Here is a 13,107-nt window from a genome sequence, read left to right as displayed (position 1 = left end):
ACCCTAGTGATAAGGTTGCCCCCTCGCAATGACCTCGGAGGTCATAGTCACGCCATGGATAACCCCGCTACTGCCGGCGAACATCTGCGCCAGCTACGCCGACAGGCTGGTCTGAGCCAACTTGACCTGGCCCTGATCACCGGCGTGTCCCAGCGCCACCTCAGTTGCCTCGAAACCGGCCGCGCCAAGCCGAGCCCAGGTACGTTGCATCACCTGCTCAGCGCACTGGAAACACCGCTGGAGCAGTGCAACCGCGTATTCCTCGCCGCCGGCTTCGCGCCACGCTATACCGCTACCCCGCTCGCCTCCCCGGCCATGGCCGCAATTCGCGAGGCGGTCAGCCATGTCCTGCACGCCAACAACCCGGCCCCGGCGATCCTGCTGGGCAGCCACTGGGAAGTGCTGGCGGCGAATGCGAGTACCGGCGCGCTGTTGGAACTGGTGGGGGTCACGCCGCCGCTGGAAGGCCTGAACCTGCTGACCACCCTGCTGCAACCCGGCGGCCTGGGCGACCACCTGGTCAACGCCGAAGAAATCCGCACCCTGGCCTGGCAACGGGCAAGCCGCGAGGCGCTGGACAACCCTGTGCTGGCCGCTCTACTGGCGAGCCTGCCCGCCCCCGCCCACACCACGCCGCCGCCTGAAATGCCGCCGCTGGTGTTGACCCGCGTGCATACCAGCCAGGGCGAGCTGAGCTTTCTGTCCACCTTCACCACCTTCGGCATGCCCCAGGACATCACCCTCGCCTCCCTGCGTATCGAACATCTGATTCCCGCAGACGACGCCACCTGGCAGGTGATGCGTGCCGCCCATGGGGAAAATGCCGCACTGGTTTTGTGAAATATCTGTACGTAGACTGCCGCCATACCTCACCTTAAGGCGGCGAAGAAAACGTCATGCAAGTTACCGAAGTCTCCATTGCCCAATTGCGCGCGGCGCTCGAATCCGGCCAGACCACAGCCGTTGAACTGGTGCAGGCTTACCTCGCACGGATCGATGCCTACGACGGCCCGCAGACCGCTACCGCCCTCAACGCCGTCGTCGTGCGTAACCCCGAAGCCCTCAAGGAAGCCCAAGCCTCCGATGCACGCCGGGCCAAGGGCGAAACCTTGGGGCCACTGGATGGCATTCCCTACACCGCCAAGGACAGCTACCTGGTCAAAGGGCTGACGGCCGCCTCGGGCAGCCCGGCCTTTGCCAGCCTTGTCGCCCAGCGCGATGCGTTCACCATCGAGCGCCTGCGCGCCGGTGGCGCCATCTGCCTGGGCAAGACCAACATGCCGCCGATGGCCAATGGCGGCATGCAGCGCGGCGTGTATGGCCGCGCGGAAAGCCCGTATAACGCCGACTACCTCACCGCGCCGTTCGCCTCCGGTTCGTCCAACGGTGCCGGCACCGCCACCGCCGCCAGCTTTGCCGCCTTCGGCCTGGCGGAAGAAACCTGGTCCAGCGGCCGTGGCCCGGCGTCCAACAATGGCCTGTGCGCCTACACCCCGTCCCGTGGGGTGATTTCGGTGCGCGGCAACTGGCCGTTGACCCCGACCATGGACGTGGTGGTGCCCTACGCCCGCACCATGGCCGACCTGCTGGAAGTGCTCGACGTGGTAGTGGCTGAAGACCCGCACACCCGTGGCGACCTGTGGCGCCTGCAGCCGTGGGTGCCGATCCCCAGCGTCGCCTCGGTGCGCCCGGCGTCTTACCCTGAATTGGCGGCGACGGCCGAATCCCTGGCCGGCAAACGCTTCGGCGTGCCGCGCATGTACATCAACGCCGACCCCGAGGCCGGCACCAGCGAGAAGCCCGGCATCGGCGGCCCGACCGGGCAGAAAATCAACACCCGTGCCAGCGTGATCGACTTATGGAAGGACGCACGCCAGGCCCTTGAAGCGGCCGGTGCAGAAGTCATCGAGGTGGATTTCCCGCTGGTGTCCAACTGCGAAGGCGACCGCCCCGGCGCGCCGACCGTGTTTACCCGTGGCCTGGTGTCCAGGGAATTCCTGCACGATGAACTGTGGGAACTGTCGGCCTGGGCCTTCGATGATTTCCTGCGCGCCAACAACGACCCGGCCCTGAACCGCCTGGCCGATGTGGACGGGCCGAAAATCTTCCCCCACGACCCCGGCACCCTGCCCAACCGTGAGGACGACCTGGCCGCCGGCATGGACGAGTACGTGCGCATGGCCGAGCGTGGCATCACCCCGTGGAACGAGATCAGCACCGTGCCCGATGGCCTGCGCGGCCTGGAGCAAACCCGGCGGATCGACCTGGAAGACTGGATGGATAAGCTCGGCCTCGACGCTGTGCTGTTCCCCACCGTGGCCGATGTAGGCCCTGCGGATGCCGATGTGAACGAAGCCAGTGCGGACATTGCCTGGAGCAACGGTGTGTGGGTGGCCAACGGCAACCTCGCCATCCGCCACCTGGGCGTGCCTACCGTTACCGTGCCCATGGGCGTGATGGCGGACATCGGCATGCCGGTCGGGCTGACCTTTGCCGGGCGCGCCTACGATGATTCGGCATTGCTGCGGTTTGCGGCGGCGTATGAAGCCACCGGCAGCAAACGCCTGATCCCGCCGCGCACGCCGCCGCTGGCGACAAACTAACTGATTCACTGTGGGAGGGGGCTTGCTCCCGATGTGGGAGTGTCAGTTGATGCATCTGTGGCTGACCCACTGCCATCGGGAGCAAGCCCCCTCCCACATTTGGATCTGCATATATCAGGTAGATCTCGGTCTGCTTTTACTCTGGCTTTTGCAGTCTTCGAGCCGACCGGAGTTGTCACTGGTGTACTCGGTTAAGTGTGGGGGCTTGCTCCCGATGAGGGAGTGTCAGTTGATGCATCTGTGGCTGACCCACTGCCATCGGGAGCAAGCCCCCTCCCACATTTGGAACTGCATATATCAGGTAGATCTCGGTCTGCTTTTGCTCTGGCTTTTTCGGCCTTGGAGCTAACTGGAGTTGGGCTGGTGTACTCGGTAAAAAATGTGGGAGGGGGCTTGCTCCCGATGAGGGCGTGTCAGTTGATGCATCGGTGGCTGACCCACTGCAATCGGGAGCAAGCCCCCTCCCACCGTTCTGAGCGCATTTCAAGTCAGGCCATATAGGGCACCGCAATCAGCAGGATTGCCGTGCCATGGCAGGCCGTCGCCGCCAACACGCCATGACGCATGCGCACCAGTGCGCAGGCCAGCCCTTCGATCAGGGTAAACAGCAACACCGGCCAGCCCAGTTGAGTCACGCTCAAGGCCAGGAAGGCATGGCAGGCGGCAAACGCCACGCCACTGATCAGCGCCGCTCGCAGCGGTGTCACCTGCTGTTCAAGGTAGCCCTGCAAAAACCCGCGAAACAACACTTCCTCCAGCGCATTGGCGCCATAGGCCAACACCACCATGCCCGGCAGCCACACCCAGTAGCCGGGGATCGCGTGCGGCTCTATTCCTTGATAGAGCCGCAACGGCACACCGATCAGGCAACCGACCGCAAGCCCCACCGCCAGGCCAAGGGCGCGGTGGCCCCGGGTCCATACCACCAGGCGCCACAACTCCGGCGCCACCCGGACCAACACTACGGCCAGCAGCACCGACAGGCCACCCAGCGCCGCCAATACAAAGGCATTCGCGGTGAAGGCGATTTGCACGTCGTCACTGAGCGCCCACATGCCCAGGGGCGTCATCACATCGCGCATCAGCACGAACGCCGCGAGCAAAATCAGGATGCGCATGGCCGGCAACGACTTGGGCGTCAACCCGAACCACAGGCCAAACAGCAGCAAGCCCGGCGCCAGGTGCAGGCCGTAGTTGAGCAGGACGACCAGACCTTGGCTGACCATCAGTCGTGCGCGACCGCGACCATGTCGATTTCCACCGCCGCCGACTTCGGCAGTTGCATCACCCCCACCGACGTGCGCGAATGCACCCCGGCACCGCCGAGGATCTCGTGCAACAGGTCCGAGGCGCCGTTGGCCACTTCACTCTGCTGATCGAAGTCCTCGGCGCTGCGTACATACACGGTGATACGCGGGATGGCCTTGACCCGATCCAGCGAACCGAGCGCCTGCTTGAGCAGGCCCAGGCAGCGCAATGCACTGATGCCGGCGGCGATCTGTGCCTGGGCCAGGGTCAAGGTGTCACCGACCTTACCCGGCAGCATGACCGTGTCGCCGACACGCGGGATCTGCCCGCTGATGTACAGATGGTTACCGTCGCGCACCAGCGGCGTGTAGTTGCCGCCGACTTTGAATTCATCCAATTGATAGCCGAGACGTTTTTGCACGGCTTGGTATTTTTCATCCGGTGTCATGCTCGGGAGTCCTCGTTGCGACGCTGCCACTCATCCACCACGTCGCCCATCGTCTTGGGTGTTGCGTTGCGAATCCACGCCATGAAAGGCCGGTCGAACGTGAACCCCGCGCCACAGTGCTCACGCATGAAACGGCGTACGTTCTGGGTGTTTTTGTAGTGTGAAGTGACAGGCGTGCTGCGGGTGATAGGGGCGCTGTGCCAATCAAAGTCCATTTGCGTAACGCTCTGATGTTTCAGGAGCACGCAGCATAGCGCTAAATAGCCACTGTGAACGCCGGCCAACCGGCGCTGACAGTGGATTTTTTTCAGCGCCTATCAGGCGAAATCCGCCCCTCGCGTATTGACGAACAACGCGTAGATCGAATGGCTGCCGGCCATGAACAGGCGGTTGCCTTCGCGGCCGCCAAAGCACAGGTTGGGGCAGCGTTCCGGCAGCGAGATATGCCCGATGGCCTTGCCCTGGGAATTGAACACGCGCACGCCGTCGAGCTTTTCCAGGTCGGCCTTGGGGTCGCCATTGCCGCCCCAGCCACACCAGAGATTGCCGCTCTCGTCGCACTTGATGCCGTCCAGCGCTGCGTATTCGAGGCCTTCGATATGCTTGCGCCGTTCGCCCAGGGTGCCGTCGTCCTTGACGTCAATCGCCCAGATCAGTCGGTTGGGCTTGGCGCGCCCTTCCACCACGTAGAGGGTCTTTTCATCCGGCGAAAAGCACAGGCCGTTGGGACCGTTGAGGTCGTCGATCACCCGCGTAACCTTGCCGCTGTCAGCGTCGATGCGATACACGCCATGGGGCTGGGTGGGGGTGATCTTGTGGCCTTCGTAGTTGTTGCCGGTCTGGAATGGCGGGTCGCTGAACCACACCGAACCATCGCGCTTGCACACAATGTCGTTGGGCGAGTTGAAGGGTTTGCCGTCAAAGCTGTCCGCCAGCACCGTGATGCTACCGTTATGTTCGGTGCGAGTGATGCGCCGCCCCTCGCCAGAAGTGGTCGAACCTTCGCACACCAGCAGGCGGCCCTGGCGATCGCGGCACATGCCGTTGGAGAAGTTGGCGTTTTCACGGTACACCGACAGGCTGTCGGTCACCTCATCCCAACGCACGATGCGGTTGTTGGGAATATCACTGAGCAGCAGGTAGCGGCCATCGCCGATCCACACCGGTCCTTCGGCCCAGCGCAGGCCGGTCGCCAGGCGCTCAACGCTGGCATTGAACAGGCGCAGCTCGAGGAAACTGTCGTCGAGCACCTTGATCAGGGGGTCTGGATAACGCTGGCTCAAGGGCTCGGCCGCGTCTGCCAGGCGAGGCAGGTTGCCCAGCACCGCCACCGACGCGGAAACCGCCAGGGATCGCTGGAGAAAGACCCGGCGGCTGTGTTCGGAACGGGCAGGCGAAGGGGGAAAATCCATGGGTATCTCCGTTATTTTATTGTTAGACGGGAGACTAGTTTTAACCTGTGATGAGACATCGTACAAGATTGAAGACTTCACCAAGCCTATACAACGCAAGGCACTGCGCAAATATTCCAAATTTTACTTTCCAAAAGCCCTTCGACTATTGCAATGTTGTACGACAACACATCCAGTAACGTGTTGCCCGTACACCTCCCCAACAACAATAAGGAAACACCCATGCAAAACGTCAAAGTGCTGATCGGTTTTCTGTGCCTGTTCAGCGGCTATGTGGCCGCGGCCCCTGCCGCCGACAAAGACGTCGCCCAAGCGGTCGACCACCTGACCCAGGCGATGCTGCATAAAGACCTCAAGCAGCTCCAGAGCCTGACCGCCGAGAACCTCACCTACGGCCACTCCAGCGGCAAGATCCAGAACAAGCAGGAATTCATCGCCGACATCGAGACCGGACGCAGCGGCTTCAAGACCCTGGAAATGCAGAAACAGACCATCACCCTGAGTGGCGATACCGCCCTGGTACGCAACCACTTCTCCGCCCTGGCGGTGAACAGCGGCAAGGAAGTGCCCACCGAAATCGAGAACTTCCAGATCTGGCAAAAACAGAAAGGCCACTGGCTGCTGATCGGTCGCCAGGCGTTTAAATTCTGATGGCTAGCGGTGGGCCATCGGGCTCACCACTGCACCACCTTGCGCACCGTCACCAACGCCTCGCGCAGCGCCGGCATGTCCACCGAGCCCAATGCCAGGCGCAACGCATGGGGCACGTGGGCCGAGACGGCGAAGGGCTCGGCGGTGGAGACGGAAATACCGTCGCGCTGCAAGGTCATGGCGACTTGATCGGCGCGGGCCTCTTCCGCCAGGGGCAGCCACAAGAAATACGATGACGGGTGGCTGGTGTAGGCCACCCCCTTGAGCACCTGCGCGGCCAAGGCTTGCCGCGCCCGCGCATCCTGGCGCTTGTGGGTTTCAAGTTGCGCCACGGTGCCATCCTCGAGCCAGGCCACCGCAATCGCACTCATCACCCCCGGCACGTTCCAGGTGGTGGCCATGATGGTGCGTTCCAGTGCTTTGACCCAACCCGACGGGGCAGCGATAAACCCCACGCGCAGGCCGGTCGCGACACTTTTCGACAGCCCGCCCACATAGACCGTGCGCTCCGGCGCCAATCTGGCCACGGGCAGCGGCGCGTCCTCGGCCAGGAACGCGTAGGCCGCGTCCTCGATGATCATCAGGTTGTGCTCACGGGCAATCGCCACCAACTGCTCGCGCTGCGCCAGGCTCAGCACCCAGCCCAACGGGTTATGCAAAGTCGGCATGCTGTACACGGCACGCACCGGGCGCTTGCGACACAGGCTGTGCAGGTAGTCCAGGTCCGGGCCGTCGGCAGTGACCGGGATGGCGACGATCTCCAAGTGCAGGGTCTCGGCCAGCACCTTGAACCCCGAATACGTCAAGGCGTCGACGGCGATCACATCACCGGGCTTGAGCAAGGTCATCATGGTCACGGCCAACCCGTGCTGGGCGCCACTGACCACCAGCACCTGTTCGGCCTCGACCGTCAGCCCTCGACTCAACAGGTGCCGCGCGACAGCGGCGCGCTCATGCAGGCGACCGGCGTGGGGCTGGTAACGCAGCAGCGCTTCAAGGTCGCCGGACAGCGCCAACTGGCGCAATGCGGTGCGCAGCAAGTCGGCCTGGCCCGGCAAGGACGGGTAGTTGAAACTCAGATCGAGCATGCCCGCCGCCACGCTCATCTGCCCGCTGCCCTGCCCCGGCGGCAGCGAGATTTCGCGCACAAAGGTGCCTCGGCCTGTCTCGCCACTGACCAGGCCCATGGCCTCCAGCTCGGCGTACACCCGGCTCGCGGTGACCAGCGCCAGGCCATGTTCGGCGGCCAGTTGGCGGTGGGTCGGCAGTCGCGTACCGGGGGGCATGCTGCCTGAGCGAATGGCCTCGGCGAAGCTGTCGACCAACGACTTGTAGCGGGCGCGGGGCATAGCGATGTATCCATGACAATTTTTTGATTGTCTTTATCTTCAACCCTAGGATGCCTGCCACGCAACTCATCCTTTTCGGACACCCCATATGGAACGTACAGCCCCCCTCAGCAACCTGGACACCCGCACCCAAGGCTGGATCAACGGTTTTATCGGCGTGGTGATCTTCAGCGGCTCGCTGCCGGCCACGCGCCTGGCGGTGATGGAATTCGACCCGGTGTTCCTGACCATGATCCGCGCCGCCATTGCCGCGCTGCTGGGGCTGGCCTTGCTGGGGCTGTTCAAGGAGCAACGCCCCGCGCGCCAGCAATGGATGCCCCTGGCCATCGTCGCCCTCGGCGTGGTGATCGGCTTTCCGTTGCTCACCGCGCTGGCGCTGCAATACGTGACCTCCGCGCACTCCATCGTCTTCATCGGCCTGCTACCGCTGGCGACCGCCGTGTTTGCTGTACTGCGTGGCGGCGAGCGTCCACGCCCGGTGTTCTGGCTGTTTTCGATCCTCGGCAGTGCGCTGGTGATGGGGTACGCCTTCGCCCAGGGCTTGAGCGCCGCACCGGCGGGTGACGTACTGATGCTGCTGGCGGTGCTGGTGTGCGGCCTGGGGTATGCCGAAGGCGCCAAACTGTCGCGCAGCCTGGGCGGCTGGCAGGTGATCTGCTGGGCGCTGGTGGTGTCGTTGCCGGTGGTGGTGCCGTTGAGCCTGGTGCTGGCGCCGTCGAGCGTCAGCGGTATCAGCCTGCCGGCCTGGCTGAGCCTGGGCTATGTGTCGCTGTTCAGCATGCTGATCGGCTTTGTGTTCTGGTATCGCGGCCTGGCCCAGGGTGGCATCGCCGCCGTCGGACAGTTGCAACTGCTGCAACCGTTCTTCGGCCTGGCGCTGGCAGCGGGCTTGCTGCATGAACAGGTCAGCCTGGGCATGCTGCTGGTGACGGTCGCGGTGATCGGCTGCGTGGCCGGGGCCAAGCGGTTCGCGCGCTAACGCTGGGGCGCGACCATCTTGAACTTGATGTTGATGTCGTCGGACACCACGCTGTTGCCGGCCCATTCGCCTTCGCCGATCCTGAAGTCGCCGCGCTTGAGGATGAACTCACCGTCGAACACGCCGATGCCATCCAGCTCCTTGAGCACCACGTTGACCGCCACCGGGCGCGTGGTGCCCTTGATCGTCAGGTTGCCGCTGATGTTGAAGCGGTTATCCCCCAGGGCCTTTACAGCGGTGGACTCATAGACGCCCACCGGATAGGTCGCGGTATCGAACCACGAGGCCCGTTGCAGCTCGTCGTTCGCATCGGGGCTGCCGGCATCGATACTCGCCAGCTGGATCTTGAGCAAGGCATGTCCGCTTTCGGGCTTTTGCGTGTCAAAGCTCAGCGTGCCTTCGAAGTCGCCGAAGGTGCCATACACCCGCTGCCCCAACTGCTTATAGGTAAAACTGATCTGGCTGGCGGTGCGATTGACGTCGGTGTACTCCGCCGCCTGGGCACAGCCGATAGCACCCAGGACCAGGACCAACGGTAGAATTCGACGCTTCATGCCACGCTCCGCAAAAAATGGATGTATTCCCATCAGGTGCCTGTCCTGCTAAACAGACTAGTCGCTCACAACAATAAGGACGCTGCATGCCCACCCCTTCTCTACAGGACATCACCGCGCCGGAAGGCATCTGCTACGGTTGCGGCGGCAGTAACCCCCATGGCTTGCATATCAAGAGCCGCTGGGATGCCGATGGTGTCCATCTCATCGCCGAACATCACCCCGAGGCAAAATACAGTGGCTGGCCCGACCTGGTCTACGGCGGCCTGATCGCCATGCTGGTGGACTGCCACTCCAACTGGACCGCCATGGCCTACCACTACCGTGCCGAACAGCGCGAACCCGGCAGCCTGCCGCGCATCGACTGCGTCACCGGCAACCTGGGGATCAAATTCATCAAGCCGACTCCCATGGGCGTTCCGCTCACCTTGCGTGCGCGGGTCGAAGGCGAAGTGGGCCGCAAAAGCCGCGTGGTCTGCGAGGTGTACGCCGGCGAGGTGCTCACGGCCATCGGCGATTCGCTGTTCGTGCGCGTCGACACCCGCGAACTGGCTGCGTCCGCCCATGGCCGTGACAGCTGATCCTGGTCTACATTGACTGGCACCGCTAATCGAGGACCGAACCGATGACTCGTCTCACCGCGAAAGACTTTGCCCCCGAACTGCTGGAACTCTACGACGGCTACGCCCACGGCAAGCTCAACCGCCGCGAATTTCTCGACCGCGCGGCGCTGTTCACCTTTGGCGGCCTCACCGCCTCGGCCCTGCTGGCGGCCCTGAGCCCCAACTATGCCCTGGCCGAACAGGTGAAATTCACCGACCCGGACATCGTTGCCGACTACATCACCTACCCCTCGCCCAAGGGCAACGGCACCGTGCGTGGCTACCTGGTGCGCCCGGCCAAGGCCACCGGCAAGCTGCCGGCCGTGGTGGTGGTCCACGAAAACCGTGGCCTCAACCCCTACATCGAAGACGTCGCCCGGCGCCTGGCCAAAGCCGGGTTTATCGCCCTCGCGCCGGACGGCCTGACCTCGGTGGGCGGCTATCCCGGCAACGATGAAAAAGGCGTGGCGCTGCAACAGACAGTCGACCCGACCAAGCTGATGAACGACTTCTTCGCCGCCATCGAATGGCTGACGCACCACGACAGCAGCACCGGCAAGGTTGGCATCACCGGCTTCTGCTATGGCGGCGGCGTGACCAATGCGGCGGCGGTGGCGTACCCGGAACTGGGCGCGGCGGTGTCGTTCTACGGGCGCCAGCCGGAAGCCAAGGACGTGCCGCGCATCAGGGCGCCGATCATGCTGCATTACGGCGAGCTGGATACGCGGATCAACGAGGGGTGGCCGGCGTATGAAAAGGCCCTGAAGGCCGCCGGCACGACTTATGAAGCGTACATCTACAAGGGCGCCAACCATGGCTTCCATAACGATTCGACACCGCGTTATGACGAGGCCGCGGCGAATCTGGCGTGGGAAAGGACACTGGGTTGGTTCCGCAAATACCTGGCCTGAATGCAGTCAACATGTGGGAGGGGGCAAGTCGAATCGTCGCACCGCCCCTCCCACATTGACCATCACCACCTTAATGTTTCTTTATGCTCCAAGAAAACTCAGACACTCCCACCCTCCCCCAGCAACCAGTCCTTGAACACCAGCATCGCCGAGGTCTCGGCCCGCGACTGCAAGCGCGTCAGCCAGTAGCTGCCAGTGGTGATGCCGACGTCGAATGGCTGGCGAATCACATCACTCTCCAGTTGCCGCGAGAACATCATCGCCGGCGCCAGCGCCACGCCGCTGCCTTGCAGCGCAGCCTCCATCATCGCCAGCGACGAGTCGAACACGATGCTGCGCGGTACCAGGGTGTCGGCGGGCAGACCGGCGGCCTGAAGCCACAGGCTCCACTCATCCGCGCGGTAGGAGCGCAGCAGCGTGTGTTTCAACAGGTCGGCCGGCGTGTGCAACTGCGCGGCGAGTGACGGCACACACAGTACCGTCAGCGGCGCTTCCAGCAACTCCAGCGCATCCGTGCCGTGCCAGGCACCTGCACCGAAACGAATCGCGTAATCCAGGCCTTCGGCAGCCACGTCGACTCGATTGTTATGGGTGGACAGGCGCAGGTCGATGAACGGGTAGCGGCTCTGGAAGTCCGGCAGACGTGGCAGCAGCCAGCCGACGGCAAAGGTGCCGACCGCGCCCACGGTGAGTACCTCGCGGTAATGCCCGCCCTCGAACTGACCCAAGGTGTGGGCAATGCGGTCGAACGACTCGCGCACCACCGGCAGCAGGGTTTCGCCCTCGCGGGTGAGCATCAACCCGCGGGGCAGGCGCTTGAACAAGGTGACAGTGAGCTGCGCCTCCAGGCTCTTGACCTGATGGCTGACCGCCGCCTGGGTCACGCATAACTCAATGGCGGCGCGGGTAAAGCTCAAATGCCGGGCGGCCGCTTCGAAGGCGCGCAAGGCGTTCAACGGTAAGTGGGAGCGGAGCATATTGACCCCAATATTTCTAATGACTGCTGCGAGATATCATCGTTTGCCCAGGACCGGCGAACGGCCTACATTTGCCTCGCCCGCGCAGGCTCTTTATTCAATCGATCATTCTCATGGAAGCGTTATCATGCCCCAACATTTACTGTCTGGCGTGCGTAATTTCACCGCCCTCGCGGTGTTTATCGCCGCCGGCAACTGCCTGGCGTCCACCGACCTGCAGGCGGTGGTGGATGCCAATGTAAAACCGCTGATGCAGCAGCAGTCGATTAACGGCCTGGTGGTCGGCGTGGTGCGGGACGGCAAGGCGCAATACTTTAACTACGGAATCGCCGCCACCGATACCCGCCAGCCGGTCAGCGAAAACACCCTGTTCGAAGTGGGTTCAGTGAGCAAGACCTTCACCGCGACCCTGGCCGGTTACGCGGTAGCCAGCGGCAAACTCACGCTCTCCGACCCGGCCAGCCATTACCTGCCGGCACTGGGCGGCGGCAAGTTCGACCACATCAGCGTGCTCAACCTCGGCACCTACACCGCCGGCGGCTTGCCCCTGCAATTCCCCGCCAATGCGGATAACACCCAGCGCATGATCAGCTACTTCCAGCACTGGCAACCCGACTTCGCCCCTGGCACCCAGCGCCTGTATTCCAACCCGAGCCTGGGGTTGTTCGGCTACCTGGCGGCGCAGAGCCTCAAGCAGCCGTTCGATCAGGCGATGGAAAAGACCCTGTTGCCCGCACTCGGGCTCAAGCACACCTTCATCAAGGTGCCGCAGAGCCAGATGAGCCTGTACGCCCAAGGCTATGGCAAAGATGGCAAACCGGTACGCGTCGGCCCCGGCGCCCTGGACAGCGAGGCCTACGGCATCAAGACCAGCGCTGCGGACTTGCTGAAGTACGTTGACGCGAACATGCACCCGGCGACGCTGGATAAAACCCTGCAGCAGGCGATCAGCATGACTCACACGGGTTACTACAGCGTGGACGGCATGACCCAGGGCCTGGGCTGGGAAATGTACCCCTACCCCATCCCGCTCGATGGGTTGATGGCCGGCAACTCCACACCCATGGCAATGGAACCGCACGCGGTCAACTGGCTGACCCCGCCCCAGGCGCCCCACGCCGACACCCTGGTGAACAAGACCGGCTCCACCAATGGGTTTGGCGCCTACGTGGCGTACGTGCCGAGCAAGGGAGTGGGCGTGGTGATATTGGCGAACAAGAACTACCCGAATGCCGAACGGGTAAAGGTCGCCCATGCAATCTTGAGTGCACTGGACCAATAGAGCCTGACGCAAAACCAATGTGGGAGGGGCAAGCCCCAATACCAGTCAGTTAAGACACTTTGCAGGAGCGAGGGGGACGCCTAGTTCTTGC

The 13,107-nt window shown here is 63.3% G+C and carries 14 protein-coding genes; 7 read left to right on the top strand and 7 right to left on the bottom strand.

Annotated features, from left to right (window positions below):
- The first annotated feature begins 54 nt into the window (after positions 1–54).
- Both PspCFBP13509_RS19640 and PspCFBP13509_RS19635 read left to right on the top strand, forming a co-directional pair.
- The gene (locus tag PspCFBP13509_RS19640) at positions 55–840 is read left to right on the top strand and encodes a helix-turn-helix domain-containing protein (protein WP_137212555.1); all 786 of its coding nucleotides are present in this window, start codon (positions 55–57) and stop codon (positions 838–840) included.
- A 56-nt stretch (positions 841–896) separates the two neighbouring features.
- Positions 897–2,603 carry an amidase gene (locus tag PspCFBP13509_RS19635; protein ID WP_137212554.1) on the top strand — a complete coding sequence of 569 codons (1,707 nt, stop codon included), beginning with the start codon at positions 897–899 and terminating at the stop codon, positions 2,601–2,603.
- A gap of 488 nt (positions 2,604–3,091) precedes the next feature.
- Here PspCFBP13509_RS19635 and PspCFBP13509_RS19625 read toward each other — a convergent pair whose 3' ends face one another.
- The 4 genes from PspCFBP13509_RS19625 to PspCFBP13509_RS19610 all read right to left on the bottom strand — a co-directional run bounded on the left by PspCFBP13509_RS19625 (position 3,092) and on the right by PspCFBP13509_RS19610 (position 5,711).
- Positions 3,092–3,829 (bottom strand): CPBP family intramembrane glutamic endopeptidase, encoded by a 738-nt coding sequence (locus PspCFBP13509_RS19625; RefSeq protein ID WP_065928035.1) that lies wholly within the window; start codon positions 3,827–3,829, stop codon positions 3,092–3,094.
- The gene (locus PspCFBP13509_RS19620; RefSeq protein WP_065928034.1) at positions 3,829–4,299 is read right to left on the bottom strand and encodes a RidA family protein; all 471 of its coding nucleotides are present in this window, start codon (positions 4,297–4,299) and stop codon (positions 3,829–3,831) included. Before PspCFBP13509_RS19620 ends, PspCFBP13509_RS19625 begins: the two co-directional genes overlap by 1 nt.
- Positions 4,296–4,514, bottom strand: a complete 219-nt coding sequence (locus tag PspCFBP13509_RS31790) for a DUF6434 domain-containing protein (protein WP_065928033.1) — start codon at positions 4,512–4,514, stop codon at positions 4,296–4,298. The genes PspCFBP13509_RS19620 and PspCFBP13509_RS31790 overlap by 4 nt, the downstream gene beginning before the upstream one ends.
- A 102-nt stretch (positions 4,515–4,616) precedes the next feature.
- Positions 4,617–5,711, bottom strand: coding sequence for an SMP-30/gluconolactonase/LRE family protein (locus PspCFBP13509_RS19610; RefSeq protein WP_074846959.1), 1,095 nt, complete (start codon positions 5,709–5,711; stop codon positions 4,617–4,619).
- A 222-nt stretch (positions 5,712–5,933) separates the two neighbouring features.
- On the opposite strand from PspCFBP13509_RS19610, the gene PspCFBP13509_RS19605 reads away from it, so the two are divergent.
- Positions 5,934–6,362: a nuclear transport factor 2 family protein gene (locus PspCFBP13509_RS19605; RefSeq protein WP_024075865.1), complete on the top strand. Its 429-nt coding sequence runs from the start codon at positions 5,934–5,936 to the stop codon at positions 6,360–6,362.
- 23 nt (positions 6,363–6,385) lie between these two features.
- On the opposite strand, the gene PspCFBP13509_RS19600 is transcribed toward PspCFBP13509_RS19605, so the two are convergent.
- Entirely contained in the window at positions 6,386–7,711 is a 1,326-nt protein-coding gene (locus PspCFBP13509_RS19600; RefSeq protein WP_065948250.1) for an aminotransferase-like domain-containing protein, read from the bottom strand.
- Between the two features lie 88 nt (positions 7,712–7,799).
- Between PspCFBP13509_RS19600 and PspCFBP13509_RS19595 the strand changes: the two genes are divergently transcribed.
- The gene (locus PspCFBP13509_RS19595) at positions 7,800–8,690 is read left to right on the top strand and encodes a DMT family transporter (RefSeq protein WP_065928030.1); all 891 of its coding nucleotides are present in this window, start codon (positions 7,800–7,802) and stop codon (positions 8,688–8,690) included.
- Here the strand turns inward: PspCFBP13509_RS19595 and PspCFBP13509_RS19590 are convergent.
- Positions 8,687–9,244: a YceI family protein gene (locus PspCFBP13509_RS19590; RefSeq protein ID WP_027608522.1), complete on the bottom strand. Its 558-nt coding sequence runs from the start codon at positions 9,242–9,244 to the stop codon at positions 8,687–8,689. The two genes, PspCFBP13509_RS19595 and PspCFBP13509_RS19590, sit on opposite strands and share 4 nt — an antisense overlap.
- An 86-nt stretch (positions 9,245–9,330) precedes the next feature.
- Here PspCFBP13509_RS19590 and PspCFBP13509_RS19585 point away from each other — a divergent pair, with 86 nt between their 5' ends.
- Positions 9,331–9,825: a PaaI family thioesterase gene (locus tag PspCFBP13509_RS19585; RefSeq protein ID WP_137212552.1), complete on the top strand. Its 495-nt coding sequence runs from the start codon at positions 9,331–9,333 to the stop codon at positions 9,823–9,825.
- Between the two features lie 44 nt (positions 9,826–9,869).
- Positions 9,870–10,757 carry a YghX family hydrolase gene (yghX, locus tag PspCFBP13509_RS19580; RefSeq protein WP_137212551.1) on the top strand — a complete coding sequence of 296 codons (888 nt, stop codon included), beginning with the start codon at positions 9,870–9,872 and terminating at the stop codon, positions 10,755–10,757.
- 98 nt (positions 10,758–10,855) lie between these two features.
- On the opposite strand, the gene PspCFBP13509_RS19575 is transcribed toward yghX, so the two are convergent.
- Positions 10,856–11,734: a LysR family transcriptional regulator gene (locus PspCFBP13509_RS19575; RefSeq protein ID WP_137212550.1), complete on the bottom strand. Its 879-nt coding sequence runs from the start codon at positions 11,732–11,734 to the stop codon at positions 10,856–10,858.
- 127 nt (positions 11,735–11,861) lie between these two features.
- Here PspCFBP13509_RS19575 and ampC point away from each other — a divergent pair, with 127 nt between their 5' ends.
- Positions 11,862–13,016 (top strand): class C beta-lactamase, encoded by a 1,155-nt coding sequence (gene ampC, locus PspCFBP13509_RS19570; protein ID WP_137212549.1) that lies wholly within the window; start codon positions 11,862–11,864, stop codon positions 13,014–13,016.
- The last annotated feature ends 91 nt before the right edge of the window (positions 13,017–13,107 follow it).

Source organism: Pseudomonas sp. CFBP13509 (assembly GCF_005233485.1).
Lineage (GTDB): Bacteria > Pseudomonadota > Gammaproteobacteria > Pseudomonadales > Pseudomonadaceae > Aquipseudomonas > Aquipseudomonas marginalis.
This window is presented reverse-complemented; position numbering and strand designations above follow the sequence as displayed.